Consider the following 26,562-nt stretch of genomic DNA (forward strand, 5'->3'; position numbering starts at 1 on the left):
ACAATTATTTAACAAATGGCATGGGCGCGTGAATAAATTCTCCACTTAAGTAGTGAATTACCATCGCCTTGACGTACTCAGCATCAACCTCTGATACCCAAGTGCAAGAAAATCCACTTTCTTCATCTCTAAATGTTTGTCCTGCGTTAGGTGTCACTGTACTGACATTAATTGAGCCAGACTCAACGGTTAATTTATCTGCGGGTAATGCCAACACGCAGGTAGATAAAATATCCCACAAAAAATAAGTAAATTCATAGGATGGTATTGCCGTAACCGTCGCAGCCCAGAATTGCCCAGCGAGGTCAGATACTGGTGTATTTTTCTCGGCTAATTGCTGTAAGAAAGGCCAGCTGACTGGCAACGCATTTGTAGCATCCAACGGGACCAAACAAAGTGGTACGCCGCTTTTCACTAATTCTCGCGTCGCCTTTGGATCCCAGTATGCATTCCACTCAGCAGTACCATTGTGGTCATGCATGGCAACGTTACCTTTAACATCTACCGCGCCACCCATCCATACTACTTTCTCTATCTTGCTTGCTAGCTCAGGATTGCGACTAAGCACAGCGGCTAAGTTCGTCGCGGGACCGGTTTTGAGCACGGTAACCCCACCAGTGGATTGCGACAGCGTACGTTCCATCCATGCATCCGCAGATAAATCACTCACAACCACACTATCGAGGGAGGTACGAAGCATAACGGGAGTCGCATGGCACATTTTAGGCTGAGCACGCCATTCTGGAGGAAAAGGATTAGGTCCGCTTAGGTTACCTACTGCTACCGGAATATGGTTATTGCCAGTCAATGTCAGTAATTTTCGGGTACTGATAAGTGCGTCATCAGGATAGCAATCAGCGGGGGCAATAGTTACGCCAATTACCTGAATATTGGGGAGCCTCAACAAAAGAAGCAAAGAGAGTAAATCATCGATTCCGCCGTCATGGTCAAATATGACGGGGGTTCTGTGGTCTGATGTCATTGTATATCTACGCTTTATTAACTTTATTCACGATATTCTTACATTCTTTTAAGAATGGCCGTAGCATTCTGATTTTACTTGTGTAAGATGGAATTAGGTTATCACAAAAAACCTTTTTTCTTAGACATTGTTCATGTCTAGCACCGTAAGCAGCATCGCTGGCTGCTTCATCAACATATACACTGACACTGGCAGTATTGTGTCCCACACATGGAGATTCCAAATATGGCAGACAACAGTTCACGCTATATTAGTAATCTGACCCGAGATACCTACGCACTTATTTTGGCTGGTGGTAGAGGGTCACGTTTGCATGAACTGACAACATGGCGCGCTAAGCCGGCGCTCTATTTTGGCGGCAAATTTCGAATAATTGATTTTCCCTTATCCAACTGTGTTAACTCTGGAATTCGACGTATTGGCGTTGTAACACAGTATAAATCTCACTCTCTTATCCGCCATTTGGTGAGGGGCTGGGGACACTTTAAAAAGGAGCTCGGCGAGTCAGTTGAAATCCTTCCTGCATCGCAGCGCTTTTCAGATAGTTGGTATGAAGGTACCGCAGATGCTGTATTTCAAAACATCGATATTATTCGAGATGAATTACCAAAATATGTAATGATTTTGTCTGGCGACCATATTTATCGAATGGACTATGGCAGCATGCTGGCTCGTCACGTGGAAACAGGTGCCAAAATGACAGTGTCATGTATGTCTGTGCCTGTCGAAGAAGCCGCAGGCGCCTTCGGCGTGATGTCTGTTGATGAAGAATATCGCATCAACGGATTTGAGGAGAAGCCAGCCAATCCTAGCCCTCTACCCCATGACCCAACGCGTTGCTTGGCATCAATGGGCAACTACGTATTCGACACAGACTTCTTATTTGAACAGCTTCGCAGAGACGCAGAAACCTCTGGCTCACAGCGAGACTTTGGTAAGGATATCATTCCAGCGATTATCAAAGATCACCCAGTTTATGCATATCAATTTGAAAGTAGCGATGGTGACAAAGCCTACTGGCGCGATGTGGGTACCATCGATTCTTTTTGGGAAGCAAACATGGAGTTGGTATCACCGGTTCCACAGTTAAATCTTTACGATCAAAAATGGCCGATTTGGACATACCAAGAGCAGCTCCCGCCAGCGAAATTTGTATGGGAAGGTCAAGAACGACGAGGTGATGCAGTTAATTCAGTCGTTTCCGGTGGCTGTATTATTTCGGGCGCTTCACTAAGAGGCTCTATCTGCTTCTCGAACGTTAGAGTGCATTCGTACAGTCTCATAGAAGACGCGGTTATTCTTCCTGACGTAGAAATCATGCCTCACTGTAAGCTACGTAAAGTGCTTATTGATCGTGGCTGTATTGTCCCCGAAGGCACAGTGATTGGATACAACCACGACGAGGATAGGAAAAAAGGGTTCAGAGTCTCTGAAAAAGGCGTGGTACTAGTCACCCGTGAGATGCTGGGTCAACCTGTAGGCGGCTTAAGCGCTCAAGGTTAACTCTCCCACCGTTCCAAGGTGGCAGTAATAATTTCTGCCACCTTTTCAGGCTGCTCAAGGGGAAACATATGCCCCCCAGGAGCAACCATATGATCGACATTATTCTGTTTTCGCAACGCTTTGATCATCATTGGATGACACACTTTACTGTTTTTAGCGGTCACCAATAACGCTGGACACGCCAATTTACCTTGGTAGCGATTTAAGTTGTGAGGTACGTTTCGAAACAAATTCGCTTCCACATCTGCACTAAACGTCAGATTTATTTTGTCGTCTTTGTGTTCTGTCACCGCATTTACATAGTCTCTTACGCAACGCTCATCCATGTACTTAAACAAGGCTTTACTCTGGAAATAAGAAACCATATCCGTTTGCTTGTCCCACTGAGTGTTTCGAGTTTTAGCAAGATTTGCAGGCGTAACCTTGTCGATGAGTGGTGTTTTTTTCACTAGACGCAAAAAGGTACTCATTGGCCCTACAACTAAGGGCGGATCGAGCATGATTAATCCCTTGAATAAATGAGGCGCCTCACATGCGGCCATGTATGAGATGACCGCACCAAATGAATGCCCAATAGCATATATACCATCAGCATTGTTATAAGAGGCAATGTGATTAATGAGTTCCGTTACTTGATTGCGCCAGTTTTTATTAACGGGCAGCAACGGGTCATGACCGAACTTATCAACATGAATACGTTCATATGCATTGGGCAATGCAGAAAACAGCACATTGTAGCTTGGCGCAGGAAATCCATTTGCGTGTGCAAAATGAAACGTGACTTTACTCATCGGTGTAATTTTCTCCTTAAAACGCGGACCGAATCGTACTACAGCCCTCTCGCTTCCGCCATCGCCCAATCATTTTCAATTCTTGTACTTGTCCATAAGAAAACAGCAATTGACAAGGTGTATGGAATAAGCAGATAGCACAGTGCAGTGCGCAATGCTTCAACGGGCCCTAAAGAAGGCACCAGTGCTTCACTGATGATTCCGGTAAGTGTTGGACCGCCGCCCAGAGCAATGATATTCAATACAAAGAAAAACAATGCTGTTGACATTGCTCTCACATTTACTGGCGCGAGTGTCTGCGCCATTGCAAAACTAGGTCCTAAGTAAGAGCCACTGGTAAATAGTAGGAATGTCATCAGACCCACGGATAACCACAGGTCGTTAACCTGAAGAGACGCATAAAATGCAGGAACACCAATGATAAGCGCTATTGCAGGTAACAATGCGTAGGCCTTTTTATTGTGCTTGCCCCACTTATCAGCAATGACGCCTCCCAACCAAACACCTAGTGCATAAGCAGTACCATTCACAATACCAAATGCGACAAGTAGCTGTGTGATATCAAGTCCCGCGAAGGCTCTCACATAGTAGTCGATAACCCATGTGGAAATAGCGTAGTTACCGAACGAACCAAATGATATACCTAACGCCATCCCCCACCATGTTGGCACTTTTAGAAGTTGTTTTAGTGATGCTTTGACGCTTGGCGCGTTGCTAGTTTCGTCTTTTACCACTTGGGTTCGCTCAGGCTCCCTAACGGTAAACTTAAGTAGCAACGCCAACAAAATACCTGGCAGCCCAACACTAATCATGACAATACGCCAATCGGCACTTCCTCCCTGCAAAAAAAACGCAGAAGCAAAAAAGGCGAGCATAATACCGAAGGGAATACCCAGAGAATATATGGCCAATGCACCTGCACGTTTTTCTTTGGGAAATAAATCAGAAATAATGCTGTGCGATGGTGGACTACCACCCGCTTCGCCGATTCCCACACCTATGCGTGCCAAGGCGAGTTGAACATAATTAGACGCTAAACCAGACACTGCGGTAAACCCACTCCACAGCGTCAGCGAGATAGCGATGATATTAACCCGACTATACCTATCGGCGAGCCACGCGATTGGAATACCAACTATGGTGTACAGCAAGGCAAAATATATTCCTTTTAACCAGCCTAGCTGTGCGTCGTCTAAACCTAAATCGGCTTTAATGAAAGGCGACAAAATTCCTATGATTTGTCTATCAATAAAATTAAATGCGTACACTAAGGTTAGAATAAAAAGAACATAGTTTCTGTAACTTCTCGAACTAGTTCGTTCATTTACATCAAGGGCTTGAGCCTTTAACTCTGACATAGTCTGTCCTTTATTTTTTGATAGGTTCCAGTCTAGGCATCAAGTAAACAAAACAACAACTAATTGTTATTTATTTGTAAATATAACAAAAGTAGCAAGTCACATCTTGTATTCGCTGTGGGTTGAGTTAGGATGACGGCAAGACAAACTCATCAGACCAGACAATGACAGTAGACGAACTATTAAATTTGCCTCCGCTATCACAAACCAGCGACAACCATTGGCAGGTAGATGGACTGGCCATTCCTAAAGATTGGGCACAAGGGAGAACGGCTTACGGAGGTATCTCCGCAGGTATGGTATTCAGTGCTATTCAGCAACAGGTTGAGGACGGTAGAGTACTCCGCTCACTTACCACTAACTTTGTTGGGCCACTCGCCCTAGAAACTCCCTTTTCAATTGAAGTCAGATTATTGCGACAAGGTAAAAGCGTCTCTCAATATGTTGCTGAAGCCAAGCAAGACGGTAAAGTCTGTGTTTTCGTTCAAGCATGCTTTGGTGTTGCACGTAAATCTGGCATTAAGGTCGAGAACAATGAAAGGCATGAAATGCCGATCCCTAAAAAGGGTAAATTTATTCCCCAAATACCGAAAGTGACACCAAAATTCTTGCGTCATTTCGACCTATCTATTGATAAAGGAGGCCTTCCATTTACTCGTAAAAAAGGGAGCGAGTATCACGGTTTTATGCGCTTTAAACAGCCTCCGGAAAAAATTACCGATGCCCATATTGTCTCAATGATTGACTCTTGGCCTCCTACTGTACTGCAAATGATGAAACTACCCGCGCCTGCAAGCACAGTCAGCTGGAACATTGAATTTATTCACCCGCACAACCCTGTGCTCCCTACAGACTGGTTTGCATATCAGGCAAGTACACGGCAGGCAGCCGACGGATACGGCCATACGGAAGCGACTATTTGGGACAAACACAACGAAGTTATCGCCATCAGTCGCCAAACTGTTGCTATCTTCGACTAGCGTTAATACAGGACATAAGAACTGGGGTTAAACAAAGATATCACCGAGATACACTGTAGATTGGTGATATCAAGGGCATCTTCAAGTGACTCCCTATCGAGCGCAAGAGGTTCATAATGCCCCTCTTCTAGATTGTGATAGCTCGGGTAGACTTCAGGATTTACATTGTCTAAAGCTAATGTGTAAGAAAGCTGTAGAATTCGAGATTCCTCGTCATCATATTGCTGCGAGAAATGAATATGACTAATAGGGTCTGAAATTTCCGTTGGAATACCCCAGTTTTCAATCAGTTTTGCGGACAGTTCTGTATAGTAAAAACCCAGTATGCTTTGCTGAAGCTGAGCTGGTGTAACACGCGCATTGAAATCCTGACAACGTTGCGCCTTTTCGGGTGCGAGAGCCACAGTGGCTAATTCTCCAATATGGTGAAGCAACCCTGACACAAACAAACGCTCTGACTGTTTATTCCCGCGAAGCTCACCGAAGTATTTTGCCAACAGCCCACAAGAAACACTTTGCTCCCAGAACTTGTCTAAATCGACTGTCTTGCCATCAATATCGCTGAATGCATGACTCACACCATAGGCGAGAGCTAAATCATAGGTCGCTCTTGTTCCCACCACTTGGAGCGCTCTTGAGATAGTATCGATACTTCTTGGAAAACGGTACAAGGCTGAATTTGCCACTCTGAGAAGTTGGCTTGCCAATGACGGGTCAAAACCAATGATATCAGCAATATCATCCATAGTAGATGCTTGGTCATCCATACAGTTTTTTAAGCGGGTCACTGACTCAGGTAACACAAAAGTATCTTTCGCCTGAGCTGCAATATCGTCGATATTCATTCTGTCACTCCTGTTGGCTTTTACTACAACGGGTTAACGCCAATAAACATCCCTTCAAAAATGGCCACACTTAAATAGTGGTTGTTATTTTACCTTCCGTCAATGTAGATAGTCATCATCAATAAGTTGAATATACCTATTGGTGAGTTTAGTAAGCTTTTTTGTGTGCCCAGGATTATATCCGAAATCTATATAATGAATTCTATTAAGCTAAATATACAATGCAATAATTTGAGTTTAAGCTTGTTTCTATGCTACTCAATATCGAATATTAACGAGCCTTCATTTATCTTATGAAAAAATCTATTTTACTCACTGGTGCAACAGATGGCATTGGGTTAGAAACAGCGAAGAAGCTCGCAAAGCAAGGCCAACACTTGCTACTTCACGGTCGCAACACGGATAAGCTAGCTCAACTAAAGACGTCTCTCCAAGCTCAATATCCACAAGTGACCATAGAAACCTATGACGCTGATTTATCTGATTTGAAACACGTAAAACGAATGGTAACGGCGCTCAAATCTCGACACGACAAGCTAGATGTCATTGTCAACAACGCAGGCGTATTTAAGGTTAATCAAACCATCACTCAAGATGGCATGGATGTCAGATTCGTTGTTAATACGATTGCTCCCTACTTACTCACTACATCATTATTACCGATACTTGGAGCAAACAGCAGAGTCGTCAATTTATCATCGGCAGCACAAGCACCGGTTAACCTCGAAGCAATGCAGCACAATATCAATCTCTCGGATAGCTCTGCATACGCTCAAAGCAAACTCGCCATCACAATGTGGACCTTCTATCTTGCAACTACCCTTAGAGCTACGTCGAACTCTAGCGATGTTCCCTCATTTATCGCGGTAAACCCTGCGTCTTTTCTAGGAAGTAAGATGGTAAAAGATGCTTACGGAACGGAAGGGAAAGATATCAGTATTGGCGCAGATATCCTTGTTCGTCTCGCAACCGACCCATCCTTTGAAGGCATCACTGGGCGTTATTTTGACAATGACTACGGTGATTGGGCAGCGCCACACCCTGATGCATTGAATGAAAATAAAAACAAAGACTTAGTCGGAGTTATTGAACAAATATTAGCGCCATTGACCGTTTGAGCATTACCTAAAGTCTAATTGTCGCAAGCCTATCTGTGTTATCTACTCACTCTCAAGAGCAGTATCACGGAGACCTAAATTGGACTGGTATAAACAACTTCAAACAACAATTACCGACAATGATTCCACGACTGACGTCAAGGTGTCTCGCATACTTGAATTGGGCCTAGATGCTCTAGGCCTTGGTATCGCTATTGTCAGTCGCATAAATGATGATGTATACACCGTGCAGTATGCAGTCAGCCCTGGCGATATGATCACGCCGGGCACCCAATTTTCTGTGGGTGAAACCTACTGTTGTCATACACTTAATGCAAATCATGCGGTGGGTTTTCACAATGCGGGGAAAAGTGTAATAGCAACACATCCATGTTACACCCACTTCAAATTAGAATCCTATATTGGTGCACCAATCACGTCGAACAGTGGGATCATTTTAGGTACGGTCAACTTCTCTGCAGCTATGCCACGAGACCCGTTTACCGAGGACGATTTTAAATTTATTAATGCTATCGCTGATTGGTTAGGTTCAGTTCAATAACTGGTGCATCCATAAATCATCGCGGTTTAACGGCACGCTCTCAGGCAATAGTGGATTTTCTAGTTGAATGATAGTTCGTGTCGGGCCAGCGAGTTTCTCAATAGATGAATTGAAATACCGATGAAACAACGCCTCAAACTGACCATTAATAATAATCGCTTCGAAGCCATCTTCTATAAGCGTTGCTAACTCAGTGTTGGTTTTATTAACGTAAAAATAGAAACATACCGGGTAGACAATAAGCACATGAGGGTCAATAGCAATATCTAGGTCTGGGTAGTCCTTTCTTACTGCATACTCATCTTCAACATCTAAAATTGTCAGAGGTAGATAATCAAAACGCTCTTTACTCAACATTTTGAAGAGCCCCTCGTAATCGGTACCTGTCACTGTAGTGAGTTTATTGGCGAGCAATATCTGGTTGTCAGTCCAAGTGTGAAACAGTCCAGGCTTAAATGCACTAAGTTGCTCCGTCGTCTCAACCCCTTTTAACAAATCTATATTATTGTCTCTAACAATTGAAACACGCCAACCGTTTAGTCCCTTCATTATAGGGAGTTCAATAGCTCGATATTTTGATAGGCGCTCCTCAGTAGCGTAACCAATAACAATGTCTATCGTGTTATTCGCTTCTAATGCTTGAAACGCTCTAAAGTGAGGAATGTCAGGAGTAAGTGGGGAAACCTGATAAGAATTTGGCTGCGCTTGATTTAAAACAAGCGTTAATAACTCAGTGATGTATGGATTACGCTTGTGACCAATCCCCCAATAGATGAGAGGCTCCTTCCCTGAACACTGAAAAGATGTCAAAAACACAATTAAAATAGATAAAAAGCTTACTAATCGCACACAAATACCAAACGCTTATTTTACGCGCGATCACTTTTTAAAAATCAAATACCCGATATTATGACCACGCAATTTATAATTAGATATCGCTTCGTTTTCAGTGTAGTAGCAAAAACGGCTATCGCGCTAACCGTTTTAGCACAAGACAAAATAGCTCAGCGTTTTGCGTACATTATTCCTGCAAAATGAATGGCGATTAACCACCATATTGATTGCTTTAGGTGCATATGTACAACATGCACATCTGGGAAAACCCCATAAAAAGCCTCTCTGTCAGGTGCTAAATCAACCCCGAAAATGGATAACGGTATCTCGTAGTTACTTACCAGTAATACACCTGTACCAGCCAACATAAATATGCATGTATACATTGCAATATGAGTGGCCGTGATAAAAAGACTGTGACGAGGAGATTTGGGTACAATTCGTTTCAAGGGTACTTTCACAATACGTGGTAACGCCAAACGAATGAGTGTTACCACAACGAGTACAACTCCGAAAATAGCGTGCATTTCGACGGCATCCTGTCTGTGCTCCACTTGCCCTTTAATATCCCAGTCTACGTTGTGAAGTTGTGATGACAAATTCAAGAGCATGAGAAGCAGCAGAATCGCCGAAATCCAGTGCAATGCTCGGTCAGCAATGTACCCTTTAGATATGGGAGTTTCCTTAGACATCATTTCCATGAAAGATACCTCATTCCTTCGTTTTGCTTACATTGTAATCTTCGAAGTAAAACTCGGCAACTTGACAGCTCATTAAATCAACGTTGTCAATGTTCATCCAACCTTTGCTTTTGAATTTAAATAGGTTTAATGTCGTTAAACACGTCACACAAACATCCCAATCACGTAACTTGTTGAACGGAAAACACTATGCTTAAAAAACGGATATTCTTTTTTACCGCGATTCTCACAGTGTTAGCTGCATGCAGTCCAAACGCTCCGACAATTCAGAATGACACCTCTGTAGAATCTGAAGATGAGTTGGTAGCACGAGCATTAGAGATCCACGACAGAGTACTTACCTTCGACTCTCACGCTGACACGCCTCTACGCATGATCGAACCGGGCTTTGATATGGCAGAGCGACACGATCCGAATGAGTCAGGGTCTAAAGTTGATTACCCCCGTATGATAGAGGGTGGCTTAGACGCGATATTTTTTGCAGCATTTGTAGCTCAAAATATCAGAGACGATGAGGGGAATAGCCGAGCAAAAGCTTTAGGTCTTCAGATGATCGACGCGGTAATTGCATCAACAGAAGCTAACTCAGACACTGTAGGTTTGGCACTTACTCCGGATGATGCCTACGCGCTAGAGAAAGAAGGAAAGCGTGCTATCTATCTTGCCATTGAGAACGGCTACCCCATAGGCGACGATATTTCCAACATCGAGCTCTTTTACAATAAAGGAGTTCGCTACATTACACTTGTGCATTCTACAAATAATGACCTTGCCGACTCAGCTACTGATTCAAAAGGCCCTGAACATCAAGGCATAAGCCCATTTGGCGAACAAGTGGTGCTTGAAATGAACCGACTCGGCATTATGGTTGACGTATCTCACGGTAGTGAAGAGGTGTTTTATGACGCCATTGCCGTTTCAAAAGCTCCTATTATTGCAAGTCATTCCAATGCGCGCGCGGTAACAGCACACGATAGAAATATGTCGGATGACATGCTTAAACTGATGGCCGAAAATGGTGGTGTGGTTCAGTTGACTATGTTGTCAGACTACCTTCGAGATGCACCAGAAAACCCCGAGAGAGATGCTGCAGTTGCAGCATTGCGTGCGGGAATGAAGCCGTTTGGTGAAATGAATCAAGAAGAGAGAAAAGCAGCAAGAGCTGCATTTAATGAACTCAACGAGCAATTTCCTGTACCCGCTGCAAACGTCAATGACGTAGTAGATCATATCGACCATATAGTAAAAATCGCGGGTATTGATCATGTGGGAATAGGTTGCGATTTCGACGGTGGCGGCGGTATCGACGGTATATTTGATGCTAGCGAAGTGATGAATATCACCATCGAACTCGTTCGACGGGGTTATTCTGAGCAAGATATTGAGAAGATCTGGAGCGGCAATCTAATGCGCGTATTCCGTGACGTTCAGCGAATAGCGGCTGAAATTCAATCGTCAAACGTTTAAAACTATATGAAACCTAAGTATACAGGCAACGCGACAGTGCTCGCGTTGCTTTTTTTGCTAACTGTGCAAACAGCGCTAGCGCATCCGTTAAGACTATCTTTGAGCGAAATCGAAAAAGCGACTGACCAAGAAAAACTCTCGGTAAGCTTACGACTTTTTCTTATGGACATTAGGGAAGCGCTGCTGTTCGACCCCGAGAACGATGAACTAGCATTCTGCCAGCCCAACGAAGCGGAAAATGCCGAGTCTCTATTGCTTTCATACTTAGATCAGTTTTTCTACATTAAAGTGAATGATAAAAAACTTGACTTAAATATAGCCAGCAAGCGACTTCACGGTGAAGGCATAAACCTTGCCCTAGCAGTCGAGTTTGAATTTCCGCTAACGGAGCATATATCTTCGCTGGAAATAAAAAATGCCGTGTTCACTGACCTTTTCTTTGACCAAAGTAACATCGTCTACGTTTACTTGGGAGAAGAAACCGAAAGTTTAATGCTAAACAAGGACACACCAATCCACAGGTTGGATTTATAATATGCAGTCATTTGACCTTTATCTTACGCTCGGGTTTGAGCACATCTCTGATTTAGCTGGGTTTGACCACATTTTGTTTTTGATCGCCCTATGTGCAATTTACAAAATTGAAGAATGGCGCCGCGTGCTCATTTTAGTCACTGCTTTTACCGTGGGACACAGTGTTACTTTGGCGCTCTCAGCATTGGGCACTATTACCATTCCCTCAGATGTGATTGAATTTTTGATCCCCACAACAATATTGTTAACCGCTCTACACAACGTACTATCAAAACCAAAAAACGAGTCAAAAACGGGCATGTGGAAGTACTACACCATGGCGCTCTTTTTTGGCTTTATTCACGGGATGGGTTTCTCAAACTACTTCCGCGCCCTATTAATGCGAGATGATGCTATTACGCTCCCCCTCTTAGGATTTAACTTGGGCATTGAGTTAGGGCAGCTGATGATTGTCGCAATAATATTGAGCGTTGGCTTTGTTCTGATGAATATACTGCGCGTTAAGCAACGAGATTGGAACGTATTTGTTTCTGGGGCCGCCGCGGGTATCGCTCTTGTTTTAATGTCAGAAACCAAATTTTGGTGACGCCCAATATATACTTTGTACAGTGAATAACTAGTAAAATGATAGCGTCAATCTACGCTAATTTTTAGCGCAGATGTTCAGCATGTTACAGAGTTCAGGGGACAATAATCCACTTCTACTATTATCATTGGATATATTGACTTCTGTTGTTTCAATCAGTCGGATCATCGCCTCGTTCATTGGAGCTTCAATTCCAAGACTGTTAGCTTGCTTTAATACTGCACCGTACAAGAAGTCTTTCTCAGTAGGCTTCTTATTCTGTAAATCCCACCACATTGATGTTTTAACTGTGGGGTCGATATCAAGCATTTGTTTTGCCACCCGAGAAAACAACCAATCTGGAAGTCGTAAAATGGTAGGAAGCCACTTTCCGTGCACTTTTGCTACTTTGGGAAGAGTTATATTACTGTGCTCAACCACAGTTAATAACTCGTCCATCAGCGACGCTATAACACGACGATAACCTCGGTCTTCCAGCATTGACTTAACAGGTAAGTCGGCAAGGGCGTTGACGCCATTGCCTAAGTTCAGTTGCAGCTTAGCCCATTGCACAGCGTCAATATTCTCAGTCGTATGCACTTCGATTAACGAATGAGACAGGGCATCAGCGAGTTGTTGAGTTAAATGCGTATTATTTGATTTTTCAAGGGTCAGCGAACCTTCTGAGCCTTTATGTAAATGTTGTTCTGACTCCAAAACAACATTGAAAGGTACCATTGCTCTCAGTACTTGGTGCTGAGGAAAAGCTTGCTGAATAATACTGTGGCTGCCTACCCCGTTTTGACAGCAAACGATTACCGTGTGAGACTCAACACGGTCTCGCAGCGTGTCAATAACTTGATGCAACCCGGTGCATTTAACCGTTAACCAGATGACATCAGCTGTTTTACTCTGCGCTATGGAACAAGTCACAACTGCCCTGTTGCCAAGATAGTCGGTCAGTGTTATTGGCTTTTGCAGCCTCGCTTTCCACTGCCCGCGGGCGACTAGGTCTACTTGTTGACCATTTGCAGTCATAACGCCGCCAATAAAACTACCAATCAAGCCACTTCCAACAATGCAATGTTGCATAACTACGTCCTATGCTGTGATACAGTACACGTTTTTTAAAACACCATCGTTAAGCGTTTATGTCAACCGAAACACTCCGCATACTTGTTATCGGCTATGTTTGGCCCGAGCCAAATTCCTCTGCCGCCGGTCAAAATATGATGTCTTTATTAGAGGGCTTCTCTGCCCAAAAGCATCAAGTTACTTTTATGACTGCAGCCACCGACAGTGTGCACAAAGCCGACTTAGACGCAAAGCAAATTGATGTCATTCCTGTCGCGCTCAACTGCGATAGCTTCGACCAACAGGTGAGAATGCTTTCACCTCATGTAGTCATATTTGACCGCTACATGACAGAAGAGCAGTTTTCTTGGCGAGTTAAAGCCCAGTGCCCTCAGGCACTAAGAATACTTAATACCGAGGATCTACACAGTTTACGCCAAGCACGACACAATGCGGTTAAACAGGGACAATCTGCATTCCAGGCGGAACTCAATACTGAACTCGCACAACGGGAAGTTGCCGCTATACTTCGCAGCGATTTAACACTGGTGATATCAAAAGCCGAGTATCAGTTACTGGCTCGACACTACCAAGTTCCAACAAGTCAATTGCGCTACCATCCGTTACGCCCGGCATCAATGAGTCGCGATGTCCCAACGTTTGAGGTTAGAAAAGACATTGTTACTATTGGTAACTTTCGTCATGCACCTAACTGGGATGCGGTATTGCAACTCAAACAGTTGTGGCCTCACATTAGACGCAAAGTTCCTGGTGTAAATTTAAGGGTTTACGGCGCTTATCCGCCGAAGAAAGCAACTCAGTTACACGATGCGAAAAGTGGGTTTTACGTGGAGGGATGGGCTGAAAATGCCCACGAAGTTATTGCTAATGCAAGACTACTTATTTCTCCATTGCGCTTTGGTGCAGGTATAAAAGGCAAGCTCATTGACGCCATGCAATGTGGAACTCCTTCAATTACCACATCAATTGGTGCTGAAGGCATCATGGAAGATGTTGAAAACCCCGCCTCCCATTCAACATGGGGCGGTGCGATATGTCATCACAATGACGATTACATCCATGAAGTAAGTAAACTATACAATGATGAAAACGCGTGGACTAACGCACAAACAAACGGGTTTAACTTACTACAGAGCCTTGTTAAAGGCGCGCCTGAGCATAGTTTGGTTGACACTGTGGAACACCTTGTATTGACCATTGATCAACACAGAGCACCCTTGTTTTTGCAATCAATGCTTTGGCATCACACACTGACAGCATCAAAGTATATGTCTCAGTGGATCGCAGCGAAGAACGCAATTAAGCGCCTCAGATAGACTGAAGCCGTTTGATAACACCTTGAATGCCATTGCCTCTTGATTGACTCAGGTGTCGTTGCAACTGGCATTTTTCCATGTAGATTGAAAAATCAAAACTTCTGCGTTCTGGATCATTCAAACTGTTCGCTATTTCAAGCAAAACAGCCAATACTCCGCGAATAATCTTACTGGGTGAATAGGCACTAAACTTCGCCTTACCGTCCGAAGTCTCAATATTCAACCACACCGGACTCTCACACCCAGGCACTGCGTTTTCATCATTACGTAAATCTGGCGGAACAATGGGCAATGCTTTACCTGCCATCATGACAGCTCGAGTAGCACTGTCCCACCCTTTGGCGTCTGCTACAGATTGCGCGAGGGGTAATAAATCTGGGGCAGTATTCATCAACACCAACCTATTTTAACTGCTCGGCTTTGATACCATCAGCTAGCTCTACCGCTGACATGATCATGTCTTGTTCGGCACCCTGTACAGGTAAAATAACTAACTCGACGCTATTTTTCTCTAAGCCAGGTAACCAAGTTTGAGTAAAATCCTCGAGCGCCACCACTTCAAGCTCAGCAGCTTCGTCTGCCTCTTTTAACCAGTAAGCGGCCAGATCTTTGTGTGGAAATACGGGCAAGCGAGTTTCACCTTGCGCTTCAAACATGACAAATCCAGCCTCGCCTTTTAGCAACCAAACTTGTTTGGCCTTTGGTACGTACGTAATAAATAATTCCTGTCTGTCTTCGGCAGACAAGGTTTGGATTTGCTCAAGGGTCGTCTCATTCAACGACGGAGTAACAGTTTGTGGAAACACGAAAATTAACCTAGTAAATTTTTTCGCGATTATACGCATTGATAAGTCAGATGAGAAATGATCTCGTAGGGTGCTGATGGTAAACTTGCGCTCACTGTGAGAACCTGACACAACGAGAACAAAAAAGTATGAAAGTTGTATCCTTTAATATCAACGGCATCCGCGCTCGCCTGCATCAACTCGAGGCGCTCATCGAAAAGCATCAACCTGATGTTATCGGCTTACAAGAAATCAAGGTACACAACGAGCAATTTCCCAAAGAAGCCGTTGAGGCCATGGGTTATCACGTGTTTTACCACGGTCAAAAAAGTCATTACGGCGTAGCCATGCTCACTAAACAAGCGCCGGATTCGGTTCAGATGGGTTTTCCTACTGATGAAGAAGATGCACAGCGTCGAATGATTATGGTGACGGTAAAAGATGAACAAGGCGAACCTGTCACTATTCTCAATGGGTACTTTCCTCAAGGTGAGAACGAAAGTCACGAACTCAAGTACCCGGCAAAACGCAAATTCTATAAAGACCTGATGGGCTATTTAGACGCCAATCACACGCCAGATGACAAAGTCATCATCATGGGAGACGTCAATATATCGCACACCGATAAAGACATTGGTATAGGCGAAGCCAACGCTAAACGTTGGTTAAAGACCGGAAAATGCAGCTTTTTACCAGAGGAGCGGGAATGGCTAAATCGCGTCTTTGACTGGGGATTTAACGATAGTTTCCGAAGCTTATTCCCTGATACTGATGATCAATACTCGTGGTTCGATTACCGCTCTAAGGGCTTTGACGACAACCGAGGTTTACGTATTGACTTGGTGTTAGGTACTGCAGCTGTTCATGCCACACTTAAAGATGCGGGCATAGACTATGAGCTTCGAGGCATAGAAAAACCCTCAGACCACGCACCGATTTGGGCGACTTACTAGTAACGTATTACTATGATTTATCGGTAAACTGACTTATGACTGCAATTCAGTGGCTTTGCCTAGCGCTTTACACATTTGTTGTAATAGGCGTACTCACGCAAATATCTCTCAAAGGGCTTGCCGCTGATAAGCAACAACAACATCTTGTATTCGGCACCGCCGCGGTCTTGTTTTTGTTTTGGGTTTTAAGAGTAGGTATTCACGATGGCCTTGAGGTACATTTTCTTGGTTTGAGTGTGGTTACTCTACTACTCGGATTTAGATACAGTGTTATCGCAGGAACCTTGACTCTCGTTGGCATTTCGTTGGTAAGTGGCACGTCAATGCCAGAAATTGCTGTGCAAGGTGTATTTAGTGTTCTGGTGCCAATAGGTTTTACTTATTTGGTATACATGCTCGCATTCCACAAAATTCCACGTCATCTTTTTGTATATATCTTCATTTGTGCGTTTTTTCCCAGGTGCGCTAACTATAGCACTCAAAACAGCGATGCTTGGGGGATACTATTGGTTCACAGCGACTTACACATGGGACGTCATTCGCGATAGCTATATCACACTAATCCCATTACTCGCATTTCCAGAAGCTCTGCTGAACGGTATGGCGGCAACGCTGCTTGTTATTTACCGCCCCCATTGGATGTATACCTTCCACGACAAATTCTATCTCGATGGTAAGTAGGTAACCCAACAGTGCAACCCCAGAATAGCGCGCAAACTAATCAATACTAAACTGCGCTAACCATCTATTGTTGTGTCTCACGATGCTTTGACCTATCTTCCCCTCAGATTTGAGCTCTCGTAACTTCTCGTCAAACGACGCGACTATGTGGGGGCATTTAAAAGCAAACTCTTGCGTAAAAGCATTATGGATCTCTAGTCTATCCACCGTTAATGCGATATCCACTTCATCTTCGAGGTTATGGGCCTGAATATAGTCCCTGCCAACTAAATTGCCCGTAATGAAATAGTCGATTCTGTGTTGCCTGAGCATCATAAAATTTCCGACTATTCCGTGAATATTTTGAACCTCCGGCTGTTCACCTACGAACCCGTCAACGGGTTCGCCATGCTTGTCACCGGCGTTTATGCTTCCGTAGTTTCCCGCTAATTCTTCTAAACTTTGAATGTTTTGGAATTCTCCTCGTCGCACAAAAACCGATACAGGGTTGTATGAGAAAGCTTCTTCGGAAAACACTAAGTAAGTTTCTCGTTCGGGTGATTTTTTTAGCGCAGGAATAAAATCAATAGCTCCGTGACGAGCATTACTCAATACTCTTTTCCACGGACCAACAAACAGGATATTGACCCTTAAATCGAGACTTTCAAATATATTGACGCTGGTTTCAATAGATGCCCCCGTTAAGGTACCATCTTCTTCCCAATGAAATGGAGGGTAATTAGGATGTGCGGAAATACGAATTTCATCGCATGCATCATTCGCAAACGCATTAACTGCAGTAAATGCGAGTACTGTCGATACAAAAATAGATTTATTGACCATACCACTATCCCTATGCCAGTCGAAAACGCTATGATATTTCAAAGCATTTAGGAGCACTGTTGCCTAAGGTTAGGAGATAAATAGGGGTAAATCAACCAACGCGTTTGTTAAGCTTAACTACAGGATGAAGTTAGAGAAATTAAAACAACCGTAAACTAATAAAAATAAACCCCTCATAATAATGAAGGGTTTAAACTTTGGTAAACTGTCGAAAAAATCCAACAACAAATTAGACTAATTACTCTTTAAACAAGATGTCCATAACGTCAACGAGCTCCTGCTTTCCTTCGCGAATTTCTTCCTCTGAAAGTCCGGCAATCTCGTGAGGAAACACCAACCACTCGTCACTTTCATTAACGTAGTAATCAGGAACAATTTCAGTTTTATTATTCGCAGGCTTATACCAAGGGCACGCAATGCGGATATCTTTAGGCATGTTCAAACGCATGAGTTTACGCACTTGCTTAATAAGTGCGTCGACACTTCTTCCCGAGTCAAACACATCATCAACAATAAGTAACTTATCGTCAGCATTTGCATTCTCAACTAAGTAGTGCAAACCATGGACGCGAATTTCTTTCGACTGCTTGTTAATTCCATAGTAAGAAGACGTGCGAACAGCAATGTGGTCTGTAGAGGTATTCTTGAACTCAAAGAACTCTTGAACTGCAATACCGATAGGAGCACCACCGCGCCAAATACCTATGATAAAGTCAGGGCGAAAGCCATCGTCATACACTTTCGACGCAAGGCGAAAAGAGTCTTGAAGCAGGGATTGCGAAGTAATAAAGTTTTTGTTCATGTCGAACCACTGGCTTGAATATAAAAGATCGGGAGTATAGTGAATTTCAGCTAAATTTGCACGGTCTATTCGTTTTGTAACGCTGTTGCTGGCTTGATTTTCATCGCTTTTCTCGCTGGATAGACACTTGCGCAAACGCATAGCAACAAAGAAAGCAAGGTAACGCTCGCTATTTGAGCTGGATTCATTACCACAGGCAGCCCTGCGCCGTCTGCTGATAACCCTAAATTTACTCCCAAAGCCGTTAATATGCCGTTGAGACCGAGTGCCAACACGACGCCAAGAATCAAGCCAATCCCAGTACCTTTGATACCGTTGAATAAGCCATTAAGGACGAAGATCCACATGATAACGCTACCAGACATACCTTGAGTCTGAAGTACCGCAATATCACCCTGTTTCTCCGAAACTACCATGACTAGCGCAGATACTATGTTAAACGCAGCCACCGCAATAACTAGCAATAACATTAAGAACATCATGTTCTTTTCCATTTTTACCGCATCAAATAGCGGCCCCTGTCGTTCACGCCAAGTATTCACCTCTAAATTTTCGAAGGCTGCCTGTTGGCGAAGTGAATCAACAGTAGTTTGATATTCGAAAGCATCCTCTAAAAACAAACGTTCAGAGGTGGCAAAATCTTGCGGTTTGCGAAGCAATCTACGAGCATCATCTAAATGCATATAAACCACACTACTATCTAGCTGAGAACCCACATCAAACAAGCCTGTGATAGTAAATAACCGCTGGCTTGGCATACGACCAAACGGTGTATAAACACTCGCCCCTGCAGTCATTATTCTGACTTTATCGCCGACGCGTATATTCAACTGTGTGGCTAATGCATTGCCTATCACAACATTGAAGTCTCCCGGCGAGAGAGAATCGAATCTACCAAACCGCATGCTGTTTGCCACAAGCGTATTTTGAGACATATCATCTGGGATAACCCCTTGTATTTGTACGCCCCGCAGTGCTTTACGTGACTGAGTTAACGCTTCCGCTTCTAAGAAAGGCATGGTATCGATGACGCCTTCCAATGACCTCACCTCTTCTGACACTGCATTGCCATCATTGCTTACCACGATATGGGGCACTATGCTGAGTATACGCTGCTTGAGTTGGGCCTCGAAGCCATTCATTACCGACACAACAACAATTAGAGACATCAGGCCAAGCGCGATACCCGCTACAGAGAAACGGTTAATGAAGGATACAAAACTGTTATGTTTGCCAGAGCGAGCGTAACGATAGGCGATAAAAGCTGAAAGCGGATAAAACATATAAGTTAGTCGTTTAACCTTTTGTGTGGCCACCAAATAAACACAGAGGATGACGGAAGGATCCCAAAATAGTAAAGTGCGTATACTACGTGTAAGCTACTGGCCGTACAAGATAAGTGGTAACCAATACAATGGATAACTTAACGTTAGAACAGAAAAAGGCGCAATTTGAAGAATACTTCATGATTGCTCACGGGATTAATGTCAACGTGACGCCTTGCAAAGAAGACTTTGAGTTACCCGATGTAGAAAACCTAGAAACTGCTATGCCCAATGCATTCAGGATTGCCAGTGAAATGGCGACAATCGAGGCGCAAGCACTCCGCCCCCTCCGTCATTTAAGTGACCATGCTGAGACACTCGCAGAATACCTCAATCATCAAGCACGAAAGATTGACTTAATGATGTCGTTCATTCTTCACCAGCAAGATGACGAGAAGTATCGTTATCAAACCAGTAAGTTTGGCGGCGGTGGTGTAGTCATCACATCCAAATCCCCTATGAATATTGGTGACAACGTTGAGTTAAAAGTTTTTTTAGATTCAGAGGCAGCAGCCATTTTTTGCTTCGGCGAAGTAATCACTTGCGACCAAGAGCAAGATGATTACCATATAGCCTTTATTTTTAACCGTATTCGAGAGCAGGATCAGGAGCTTCTTGTTCGCGCGAGCTTGCATATACAAACACAACAATTACGCAAACGTGCAAAAGACAAAAAGTCATAAACCTGCATATTCATTGCCTATAAAACACCGTTACGGGACGACATGACAGCCAATCTACTCGCATTGCCTCTACCCTCGGCAAAATCCACAGCGAATTTTCAAGACCACCAGCAATGGGGACAAATTCAAGGTAGCAGCCTTGCCCTTTGCGTGAGCCAAGCGCAAAAGCAATACCAGGGTCCAATTGTACTAGTCACCGCAGATACTCCTTCTGCACTGAAAATTGAGAAAGAGCTCGCGTTTTTCAACGAAAGTAATGCGTCTCCGGTAGTGCTATTCCCAGATTGGGAGACCCTACCCTATGATAACTTTTCACCGCACCAGGATATTGTATCTCAGCGTTTAGAAACCCTTTTCCGATTCACTCAACAAGGTAGCGGCGTATTCATCGTTCCAGTGAATACGCTAATGCAGCGTTTGGCGCCCACAGACTATTTAGCTAAGTATTTGCTAATGCTCAACAAAGGGGACGTACTAGACCGAGATCAATTTAGGAGAAACTTAGAACAAGCGGGTTACTTGCACGTCAGTCAAGTCATGAGCCACAGTGAGTTTTCAATACGTGGCAGTATTATTGACTTGTACCCCATGGGCAGCAACAAGCCTTTCCGTATCGACTTGTTTGATGACGAAGTAGACTCCATTCGCTACTTCGACACTGAAACTCAACGCTCAGGCGACGCGGTTGACAAAATTCGCCTATTACCTGCTCGAGAATTCCCCACAGACAAGGCTGCTTTGAGCTTATTCAGACAAAACTTTTTGTCTCAGTTTAACGCCAGCAATGCTAGCGAGTCAGTATTTTCTCAGGTCAGTAAAGGAACTATGCCCAGTGGTGTTGAATACTATTTGCCTCTGTTTTTTGAGCAAACCGCCACACTTTTTGACTATATGCATGCCGATAGTCTGGTCATGCTACACGGCGATATTGAAGAAGCGAGTAATTTCTTCTGGGCAGACATTCAAGAGCGTTACGAACAACACAGGTACAACACTGCTCGTCCATTATTGGCACCCGACCAACTGTTTCTGCCAGTAAATACGCTCTTTGGTGAATTGAAACAATGGCCGAGAGTATCGCTTCACGCTGATCCTATTGAAAATAAAGCCGGGTCGAACAACTTAGGTTGTGACAAACTCACCGACATCGCCATTAATTCTCAGAAAAAAATACCTGCAGAGTTACTTCAACAAGCTGTATCTAGTGCGAACATGCGAGGTGCCAAAGTACTCTTTTGTGCGGAAACCCAAGGCCGACGAGAAGGACTACTTACTATTCTGCTCAAAGCAGGCATAAAGCCAGCCCCCGCAGAATCTTTCAATGATTTTATTGCCAGCCACGATCCTATAGGCATTACCGTAGGTATGGTAGAACACAGCTTTCGTTGGCAAAGTGATGAAGGCGAATTGCTCTTCATTACTGAAACAGAGCTCTTAGGGCATAAAGTTAGTCAACGTCGTTTGCGAGATAAACGCTCTGCAACCGATGAAAGTGCCATTATTCGCAACCTTGCAGAGCTGTCTATCGGTCAACCTGTGGTTCACTTAGATCACGGCGTAGGACGCTATCTTGGTTTACAAACACTTGATGCGGGCGGTGTTGCCACCGAGTACTTGTGCATTGAATACGCCAAAGGCGCTAAGTTGTATGTACCCGTATCTTCATTACACTTTATTTCCCGTTATACCGGTGGTGATACCGACCATGCGCCAATTAATTCATTGGGTTCAGAAGCATGGCGCAAAGCAAAAGAAAAAGCGGCACAAAAAGTTCGCGACGTTGCCGCCGAACTGCTCGACGTTTACGCCAGACGCGCAGCCAAACCGGGGTTCAAATACACGATTCAATGGGAAGACTACCAACGCTTTGCCGACAGCTTCCCCTTTGAAGAAACTCCGGATCAGCTGCAAGCCATCAACGCCGTTATTCAAGATATGGGTAGCGATAACGCAATGGATAGGCTGGTGTGTGGAGATGTGGGCTTTGGTAAAACCGAAGTTGCCATGCGAGCAGCTTTCTTAGCTGCCAACCAAGGTAAACAAGTCGCTATCCTCGTTCCCACTACCCTATTAGCCCAGCAACACTATGAAAACTTTAAAGACCGCTTTGCGAATTGGGCATTCGAAATAGAAGTTATGAGTCGCTTTGTAAGCGGCAAAGCACAAAAAGACGTGATGCACCGCATCAGCGAAGGCAAAGTTGATATTGTCGTGGGCACACACAAATTACTTTCTGGTGAGCTCAACTTCAGTGACCTCGGATTAGTCATTATTGATGAAGAACACCGCTTTGGTGTTCGTCAAAAAGAAAAGCTCAAATCTCTTCGCGCTGACGTAGACATTCTCACATTAACTGCAACGCCAATTCCACGAACACTGAATATGGCGTTATCGGGAATGCGTGATCTGTCGATAATCGCCACCGCACCAGCGCGAAGACTATCGATAAAAACCTTTGTTCAGCAAAGAGATAAAACCGTAATTCGCGAAGCTATCATGCGTGAAATCCTTCGCGGTGGGCAAGTATACTTCCTTCACAATGAAGTCGACACCATAGCAAAAACCGCGGAAGAAATTGCTGAGATTGTACCCGAAGCACGTATAGCCATTGGTCATGGTCAAATGCGCGAACGCGAGTTAGAAAGCGTAATGAGTGATTTCTACCACCAGCGTTATAACGTGCTTGTGTGTACCACCATTATCGAAACAGGTATCGACGTCCCCACCGCCAACACCATTGTCATGGACAGGGCCGACCATTTAGGGTTGGCACAATTGCACCAATTGCGAGGTCGTGTTGGGCGTTCTCATCACCAAGCTTATGCCTATTTGTTGACACCACATCCTAAGCGAATGACAAAAGACGCAGTTAAACGTCTGGATGCTATTTCAAACTTAGAAGACTTAGGCGCGGGCTTCGCGCTGGCTACCCATGATCTTGAAATTCGTGGTGCGGGCGAGCTCTTAGGAGACGATCAATCAGGCCAAATCGCGAGTATCGGTTTTAGTTTGTATATGGACATGCTAGACCAAGCGGTTAAGGCACTGAAAGAAGGCAAAGAGCCATCGCTGGACGAAGCCATTGCCAGCCAAACGGAAGTAGAACTGCGTATCCCCGCCCTTCTACCGGATGATTACATTGCCGATGTAAACACCAGACTCTCCTTGTACAAACGCCTAGCAAGTTGCCAGAATCAGGATGATATTGATGAGTTCCAGGTGGAGTGTATAGACAGATTTGGACTACTCCCACCACCGACAAAAAATCTAATTAATGTGGCAGAATTAAAGATTCATGCCAGTAACTTAGGTATTTTAAAAGTAGACTTAACTGCCCAAGGCGGTACCATTGAATTTAAAGAGACCACCAAAGTTGACCCGGGCTTCATTATTCAATTGGTTCAAACAAAGCCCAATACCTTCAAGTTCGAAGGTAGTTTAAAACTGAGAGTGGTTAAGGCTACTAAAACTGCTGAAGAGCGGATTAACTTCATTAGAGAATTGTTAAGCGAGTTTGCAAAGGAGTCGCGCTAGCATGTCATTCAAAGGGACGCGAAAAATAATCACATCATTGTTGCTTGGTATTACAACAGGACTTTGTTGTAACACATCCAGCGCGAACGACGATTGGTGGTTCGATGTTGAAGTGATAGTGTTCAAGCGAGATATATCTCTGTCCCAATTGGATGAGCAATTTCAGCTAGCTGACTCATTGGCACCCTACACCAATGCCAAAGATATTATTTCAGCACGGCTACAGCCGAATATCGCTTGGCTGAAACAGGGGCTAGATATTTGTGATGCGCCCCTTACCCAAGTTGGCCTGAGTACACACCGGAACCTGAAGACACAACAGAGAATGAAGTTACAGTAGACAATGAGCCTGAAGCGGACTCAAATACTGATGGGGCGCTCGCAACAAATGATATGCTTGCATCCGAAGAGAGTGCTGAACAAGCCCTTACCATTGAAGAAGCTCTTCTCGAAGATGACAAACTAGCACTTTCCGGTGAGCCTGTTGAAACTTTAACACCAGAAGCCGAACTTTCTTTTAACGAGGCGTCTCCTGAAGAGCTCCCTAGCGACCTAGTGACTGACGTCATAGACACCTTAGAACGTTTGCCTGAACCTGTTGTATTCCCAGACGAGCAACAAATAGCCGACTATTGGTTAGATGCGTTTTGGCTACCGCGGAATGTTGAAGGTGTCCGTGAGTATAAGCCCTTAGTTACTATAACACCTGCTAAAACCTGTAGAACCGAGAAACCTTGGCTCGCATTTGAAAATAACCAATGGGTTCGACATACGCCTAATCACTTCATTCCTTTACCTGAATATTTAGCAGTGGTTCCGGAAGGCGTTGATTGGGAACGTCATCCCGGTGCTCACATACTCAGTTCAGAATCTTTTGAGCTCGAGAGCTTGTCTCGTCAAATTCGACAGCAGCGCTCGCTAACGCGATTGTTGCATACTACATGGCGACAACCTGTGGCATTTGGAGAAAATAATGCCTTTAAAGTGAGACTCTTAGGGGGGCACGACCTCGGTTTGCAGTTCAATTTAAACGGTGAGCCACACCCAAAGCGGCCTCAAATCACAACTGGTATTTTCATGAACAATGACGCTAGCGAAGGGCTAGCTGAAGTTATTGAAAACAGTGGTGAAATTACTTCAATAGAAAACCCAACGATTTTCGATCGAATCAGTGACAGGTTGTCATCACCTGAACCCGTTAGTTTGAGAGATTTAATGCAGGGAACTGCCGCGAATGAAACAGAGGGCATGAGTGGCGATGAATACAGTTATGAACGTCCAGAGTCCATTTGGGAACTTGATGGATATCTAAAGGTATTTTTAAAGTACATCAACTCGGTTCCCTATCTTCACATCGATAGTGAAGTCTTTTTACGCGTACCCTATGGAATCAAGGGTAGCGATGAAGTCACTGATGCTATTGCACCAGTGACCTTAGTATCCCTTCCCTTTAGTGAGCAACGGCGGGTTATTAGTAAGCAATTGCACTACTTTGACCACCCACTGTTTGGTATGGTGGTACAAATTAGAAGATATCGTCGCCCAGCGGATCCCCAGTCTGGCGAGGACTAAACTCGCCTAACGCCTTCTCATTTGTTCAAAAAGAGAAGGCTCCCACGGGCGCATTGCCATAAGTAATCCAGTATGTGTTCTGTCTTCTATGGGTAACCTAGCATCCTCTTCGTTTAATGCCGCCGCCTCTTTCGTGAGTGTATTCAACTTTCGCTGGATAATATCAAGAGAACTTTGAGAATAGCGGCCGCGAAGATAAAAACGGAACATCCATTGTTCGTTCTTTTTTGGTGCCATAAACTTCACCATAACCTCCTGTTCCATAAAACGCTCAAGTGGCCCATTGGGGATCCAACGAAAATCTTGGGTAAGTAGAAGTCGATAACGATTGCCCGGTAAAAAATCAATCAATCGCAAGTTATCTAACTTGGCCATTAATTGTATTCCCTCATGTTCACTGATGGCGTAATGACTAATAATATCCTCAAACGCCCACCCATCTCTCACGCATACCGCTACTAATAAAAGCTTAGGATTACTCAAGAGTTCATATTCTTGCGCTTCTGTGAGCTGTTCCAATTGCGGTTCTTGTTGAACGACTTCGATAAATACATCGCTTAAGGTCATTCCCAGAACATCACAAATTTGCTCTAAGCGCTCGAGAGTAAAGCTATTGTGAGAAAAGCATCGTTTAACACTCGCTTCACTAAGCTCTAGTCTCGATGACAAGTCTTTGTAGGTAATACCCCGTTGTTTAAGGTGAAGCTTGATAACGTGGATAGCCGCTTTAATTTGACTCATAGTATTATATATTTATACCTTGGGTACTGAAATA

26 protein-coding genes and 1 pseudogene are annotated in these 26,562 nt (G+C 44.1%); 14 read left to right on the plus strand and 13 right to left on the minus strand.

Features of this window, described 5'->3' with window-relative positions:
* Positions 1 to 4 precede the first annotated feature (4 nt).
* Positions 5 to 982, minus strand: a complete 978-nt coding sequence (locus tag EYS00_RS08395; protein WP_130636110.1) for a nucleoside hydrolase — start codon at positions 980 to 982, stop codon at positions 5 to 7.
* Positions 983 to 1,207: 225 nt separating this feature from the next.
* Between EYS00_RS08395 and glgC the strand changes: the two genes are divergently transcribed.
* The gene (glgC, locus tag EYS00_RS08400) at positions 1,208 to 2,485 is read left to right on the plus strand and encodes a glucose-1-phosphate adenylyltransferase (RefSeq protein WP_130636111.1); all 1,278 of its coding nucleotides are present in this window, start codon (positions 1,208 to 1,210) and stop codon (positions 2,483 to 2,485) included.
* Here the strand turns inward: glgC and EYS00_RS08405 are convergent.
* Positions 2,482 to 3,276: an alpha/beta fold hydrolase gene (locus EYS00_RS08405; RefSeq protein WP_130636112.1), complete on the minus strand. Its 795-nt coding sequence runs from the start codon at positions 3,274 to 3,276 to the stop codon at positions 2,482 to 2,484. The two genes, glgC and EYS00_RS08405, sit on opposite strands and share 4 nt — an antisense overlap.
* 38 nt (positions 3,277 to 3,314) lie before the next feature.
* A complete protein-coding gene (locus tag EYS00_RS08410; RefSeq protein ID WP_130636113.1) occupies positions 3,315 to 4,634 on the minus strand; it encodes an MFS transporter in 1,320 nt (439 codons plus the stop codon).
* A 164-nt stretch (positions 4,635 to 4,798) separates the two neighbouring features.
* Between EYS00_RS08410 and EYS00_RS08415 the strand changes: the two genes are divergently transcribed.
* Positions 4,799 to 5,614 carry an acyl-CoA thioesterase II gene (locus tag EYS00_RS08415; RefSeq protein ID WP_130636114.1) on the plus strand — a complete coding sequence of 272 codons (816 nt, stop codon included), beginning with the start codon at positions 4,799 to 4,801 and terminating at the stop codon, positions 5,612 to 5,614.
* 2 nt (positions 5,615 to 5,616) lie between these two features.
* On the opposite strand, the gene EYS00_RS08420 is transcribed toward EYS00_RS08415, so the two are convergent.
* Positions 5,617 to 6,459, minus strand: a complete 843-nt coding sequence (locus EYS00_RS08420; protein ID WP_130636115.1) for an HDOD domain-containing protein — start codon at positions 6,457 to 6,459, stop codon at positions 5,617 to 5,619.
* Between the two features lie 293 nt (positions 6,460 to 6,752).
* Here EYS00_RS08420 and EYS00_RS08425 point away from each other — a divergent pair, with 293 nt between their 5' ends.
* Entirely contained in the window at positions 6,753 to 7,577 is an 825-nt protein-coding gene (locus EYS00_RS08425) for an SDR family NAD(P)-dependent oxidoreductase (RefSeq protein ID WP_130636116.1), read from the plus strand.
* A 79-nt stretch (positions 7,578 to 7,656) separates the two neighbouring features.
* On the plus strand, positions 7,657 to 8,118 hold the full coding sequence (locus EYS00_RS08430) for a GAF domain-containing protein (protein ID WP_130636117.1): 462 nt from the start codon (positions 7,657 to 7,659) through the stop codon (positions 8,116 to 8,118).
* Here the strand turns inward: EYS00_RS08430 and EYS00_RS08435 are convergent.
* Together EYS00_RS08435 and EYS00_RS08440 are read right to left on the minus strand one after the other, a co-directional pair.
* Entirely contained in the window at positions 8,107 to 8,967 is an 861-nt protein-coding gene (locus EYS00_RS08435; protein ID WP_130636118.1) for an ABC transporter substrate-binding protein, read from the minus strand. The genes EYS00_RS08430 and EYS00_RS08435 overlap by 12 nt on opposite strands.
* 155 nt (positions 8,968 to 9,122) lie before the next feature.
* Positions 9,123 to 9,653, minus strand: coding sequence for a cytochrome b/b6 domain-containing protein (locus tag EYS00_RS08440; protein ID WP_207301696.1), 531 nt, complete (start codon positions 9,651 to 9,653; stop codon positions 9,123 to 9,125).
* 189 nt (positions 9,654 to 9,842) lie between these two features.
* Here EYS00_RS08440 and EYS00_RS08445 point away from each other — a divergent pair, with 189 nt between their 5' ends.
* The 3 genes from EYS00_RS08445 to EYS00_RS08455 are packed head-to-tail and all read left to right on the plus strand — an operon-like array spanning position 9,843 to position 12,240.
* On the plus strand, positions 9,843 to 11,120 hold the full coding sequence (locus EYS00_RS08445; protein WP_130636119.1) for a dipeptidase: 1,278 nt from the start codon (positions 9,843 to 9,845) through the stop codon (positions 11,118 to 11,120).
* Positions 11,121 to 11,126: 6 nt separating this feature from the next.
* Positions 11,127 to 11,654, plus strand: coding sequence for a DUF6702 family protein (locus EYS00_RS08450; protein WP_130636120.1), 528 nt, complete (start codon positions 11,127 to 11,129; stop codon positions 11,652 to 11,654).
* Between the two features lies 1 nt (position 11,655).
* Positions 11,656 to 12,240, plus strand: a complete 585-nt coding sequence (locus EYS00_RS08455) for a HupE/UreJ family protein (protein WP_130636121.1) — start codon at positions 11,656 to 11,658, stop codon at positions 12,238 to 12,240.
* Between the two features lie 57 nt (positions 12,241 to 12,297).
* Here EYS00_RS08455 and EYS00_RS08460 read toward each other — a convergent pair whose 3' ends face one another.
* Positions 12,298 to 13,311, minus strand: coding sequence for a 2-dehydropantoate 2-reductase (locus EYS00_RS08460; RefSeq protein ID WP_130636122.1), 1,014 nt, complete (start codon positions 13,309 to 13,311; stop codon positions 12,298 to 12,300).
* A 59-nt stretch (positions 13,312 to 13,370) separates the two neighbouring features.
* Between EYS00_RS08460 and EYS00_RS08465 the strand changes: the two genes are divergently transcribed.
* On the plus strand, positions 13,371 to 14,630 hold the full coding sequence (locus EYS00_RS08465) for a glycosyltransferase family 4 protein (protein WP_130636123.1): 1,260 nt from the start codon (positions 13,371 to 13,373) through the stop codon (positions 14,628 to 14,630).
* Here the strand turns inward: EYS00_RS08465 and EYS00_RS08470 are convergent.
* Both EYS00_RS08470 and EYS00_RS08475 read right to left on the minus strand, forming a co-directional pair.
* Complete coding sequence (locus tag EYS00_RS08470; protein ID WP_130636124.1) at positions 14,623 to 15,021, minus strand: SufE family protein; 399 nt, start codon at positions 15,019 to 15,021, stop codon at positions 14,623 to 14,625. The two genes, EYS00_RS08465 and EYS00_RS08470, sit on opposite strands and share 8 nt — an antisense overlap.
* A gap of 10 nt (positions 15,022 to 15,031) precedes the next feature.
* The gene (locus tag EYS00_RS08475; protein WP_130636125.1) at positions 15,032 to 15,436 is read right to left on the minus strand and encodes a DUF2750 domain-containing protein; all 405 of its coding nucleotides are present in this window, start codon (positions 15,434 to 15,436) and stop codon (positions 15,032 to 15,034) included.
* 128 nt (positions 15,437 to 15,564) lie between these two features.
* Between EYS00_RS08475 and xthA the strand changes: the two genes are divergently transcribed.
* The gene (xthA, locus tag EYS00_RS08480; protein WP_130636126.1) at positions 15,565 to 16,368 is read left to right on the plus strand and encodes an exodeoxyribonuclease III; all 804 of its coding nucleotides are present in this window, start codon (positions 15,565 to 15,567) and stop codon (positions 16,366 to 16,368) included.
* 35 nt (positions 16,369 to 16,403) lie between these two features.
* Positions 16,404 to 17,049: pseudogene (locus EYS00_RS08485) on the plus strand (energy-coupling factor ABC transporter permease).
* Positions 17,050 to 17,085: 36 nt separating this feature from the next.
* On the opposite strand, the gene EYS00_RS08490 reads toward EYS00_RS08485, so the two are convergent.
* The 3 genes from EYS00_RS08490 to EYS00_RS08500 form a co-directional block, all read right to left on the minus strand.
* A complete protein-coding gene (locus EYS00_RS08490; protein WP_130636127.1) occupies positions 17,086 to 17,871 on the minus strand; it encodes an ABC transporter substrate-binding protein in 786 nt (261 codons plus the stop codon).
* Between the two features lie 238 nt (positions 17,872 to 18,109).
* On the minus strand, positions 18,110 to 18,673 hold the full coding sequence (locus EYS00_RS08495; protein WP_130636128.1) for a phosphoribosyltransferase: 564 nt from the start codon (positions 18,671 to 18,673) through the stop codon (positions 18,110 to 18,112).
* A 65-nt stretch (positions 18,674 to 18,738) separates the two neighbouring features.
* Positions 18,739 to 19,956: a lipoprotein-releasing ABC transporter permease subunit gene (locus tag EYS00_RS08500; protein ID WP_130636129.1), complete on the minus strand. Its 1,218-nt coding sequence runs from the start codon at positions 19,954 to 19,956 to the stop codon at positions 18,739 to 18,741.
* Between the two features lie 131 nt (positions 19,957 to 20,087).
* Here EYS00_RS08500 and EYS00_RS08505 point away from each other — a divergent pair, with 131 nt between their 5' ends.
* The 4 genes from EYS00_RS08505 to EYS00_RS08520 are packed head-to-tail and all read left to right on the plus strand — an operon-like array spanning position 20,088 to position 25,787.
* Positions 20,088 to 20,681, plus strand: coding sequence for a PilZ domain-containing protein (locus EYS00_RS08505; RefSeq protein WP_130636130.1), 594 nt, complete (start codon positions 20,088 to 20,090; stop codon positions 20,679 to 20,681).
* A gap of 42 nt (positions 20,682 to 20,723) precedes the next feature.
* Positions 20,724 to 24,215, plus strand: a complete 3,492-nt coding sequence (gene mfd / locus EYS00_RS08510; protein WP_130636131.1) for a transcription-repair coupling factor — start codon at positions 20,724 to 20,726, stop codon at positions 24,213 to 24,215.
* Position 24,216: 1 nt separating this feature from the next.
* Positions 24,217 to 24,555 carry a CsiV family protein gene (locus EYS00_RS08515; RefSeq protein WP_130636132.1) on the plus strand — a complete coding sequence of 113 codons (339 nt, stop codon included), beginning with the start codon at positions 24,217 to 24,219 and terminating at the stop codon, positions 24,553 to 24,555.
* Between the two features lie 53 nt (positions 24,556 to 24,608).
* Positions 24,609 to 25,787, plus strand: coding sequence for a CsiV family protein (locus tag EYS00_RS08520; protein ID WP_130636133.1), 1,179 nt, complete (start codon positions 24,609 to 24,611; stop codon positions 25,785 to 25,787).
* A gap of 6 nt (positions 25,788 to 25,793) precedes the next feature.
* Here EYS00_RS08520 and EYS00_RS08525 read toward each other — a convergent pair whose 3' ends face one another.
* Positions 25,794 to 26,528, minus strand: a complete 735-nt coding sequence (locus tag EYS00_RS08525; protein WP_130636134.1) for a helix-turn-helix transcriptional regulator — start codon at positions 26,526 to 26,528, stop codon at positions 25,794 to 25,796.
* Between the last annotated feature and the right edge of the window lie 34 nt (positions 26,529 to 26,562).

It is taken from the genome of Alteromonas sp. KUL49, from assembly GCF_006538345.1.
GTDB lineage: Bacteria > Pseudomonadota > Gammaproteobacteria > Enterobacterales > Alteromonadaceae > Alteromonas.

Bases quoted from the DNA above. Each gene is read 5' to 3' on its own strand.
- EYS00_RS08395 (WP_130636110.1), bottom strand. From the start codon at position 982: ATGACATCAGACCACAGAACCCCCGTCATATTTGACCATGACGGCGGA.
- glgC (WP_130636111.1), top strand. From the start codon at position 1,208: ATGGCAGACAACAGTTCACGCTATATTAGTAATCTGACCCGAGATACC.
- EYS00_RS08405 (WP_130636112.1), bottom strand. From the start codon at position 3,276: ATGAGTAAAGTCACGTTTCATTTTGCACACGCAAATGGATTTCCTGCG.
- EYS00_RS08410 (WP_130636113.1), bottom strand. From the start codon at position 4,634: ATGTCAGAGTTAAAGGCTCAAGCCCTTGATGTAAATGAACGAACTAGT.
- EYS00_RS08415 (WP_130636114.1), top strand. From the start codon at position 4,799: ATGACAGTAGACGAACTATTAAATTTGCCTCCGCTATCACAAACCAGC.
- EYS00_RS08420 (WP_130636115.1), bottom strand. From the start codon at position 6,459: ATGAATATCGACGATATTGCAGCTCAGGCGAAAGATACTTTTGTGTTA.
- EYS00_RS08425 (WP_130636116.1), top strand. From the start codon at position 6,753: ATGAAAAAATCTATTTTACTCACTGGTGCAACAGATGGCATTGGGTTA.
- EYS00_RS08440 (WP_207301696.1), bottom strand. From the start codon at position 9,653: ATGGAAATGATGTCTAAGGAAACTCCCATATCTAAAGGGTACATTGCT.
- EYS00_RS08445 (WP_130636119.1), top strand. From the start codon at position 9,843: ATGCTTAAAAAACGGATATTCTTTTTTACCGCGATTCTCACAGTGTTA.
- EYS00_RS08450 (WP_130636120.1), top strand. From the start codon at position 11,127: ATGAAACCTAAGTATACAGGCAACGCGACAGTGCTCGCGTTGCTTTTT.
- EYS00_RS08455 (WP_130636121.1), top strand. From the start codon at position 11,656: ATGCAGTCATTTGACCTTTATCTTACGCTCGGGTTTGAGCACATCTCT.
- EYS00_RS08460 (WP_130636122.1), bottom strand. From the start codon at position 13,311: ATGCAACATTGCATTGTTGGAAGTGGCTTGATTGGTAGTTTTATTGGC.
- EYS00_RS08465 (WP_130636123.1), top strand. From the start codon at position 13,371: ATGTCAACCGAAACACTCCGCATACTTGTTATCGGCTATGTTTGGCCC.
- EYS00_RS08470 (WP_130636124.1), bottom strand. From the start codon at position 15,021: ATGAATACTGCCCCAGATTTATTACCCCTCGCGCAATCTGTAGCAGAC.
- xthA (WP_130636126.1), top strand. From the start codon at position 15,565: ATGAAAGTTGTATCCTTTAATATCAACGGCATCCGCGCTCGCCTGCAT.
- EYS00_RS08490 (WP_130636127.1), bottom strand. From the start codon at position 17,871: ATGGTCAATAAATCTATTTTTGTATCGACAGTACTCGCATTTACTGCA.
- EYS00_RS08495 (WP_130636128.1), bottom strand. From the start codon at position 18,673: ATGAACAAAAACTTTATTACTTCGCAATCCCTGCTTCAAGACTCTTTT.
- EYS00_RS08500 (WP_130636129.1), bottom strand. From the start codon at position 19,956: ATGTTTTATCCGCTTTCAGCTTTTATCGCCTATCGTTACGCTCGCTCT.
- EYS00_RS08505 (WP_130636130.1), top strand. From the start codon at position 20,088: ATGGATAACTTAACGTTAGAACAGAAAAAGGCGCAATTTGAAGAATAC.
- mfd (WP_130636131.1), top strand. From the start codon at position 20,724: ATGACAGCCAATCTACTCGCATTGCCTCTACCCTCGGCAAAATCCACA.
- EYS00_RS08515 (WP_130636132.1), top strand. From the start codon at position 24,217: ATGTCATTCAAAGGGACGCGAAAAATAATCACATCATTGTTGCTTGGT.
- EYS00_RS08520 (WP_130636133.1), top strand. From the start codon at position 24,609: ATGCTTGCATCCGAAGAGAGTGCTGAACAAGCCCTTACCATTGAAGAA.
- EYS00_RS08525 (WP_130636134.1), bottom strand. From the start codon at position 26,528: ATGAGTCAAATTAAAGCGGCTATCCACGTTATCAAGCTTCACCTTAAA.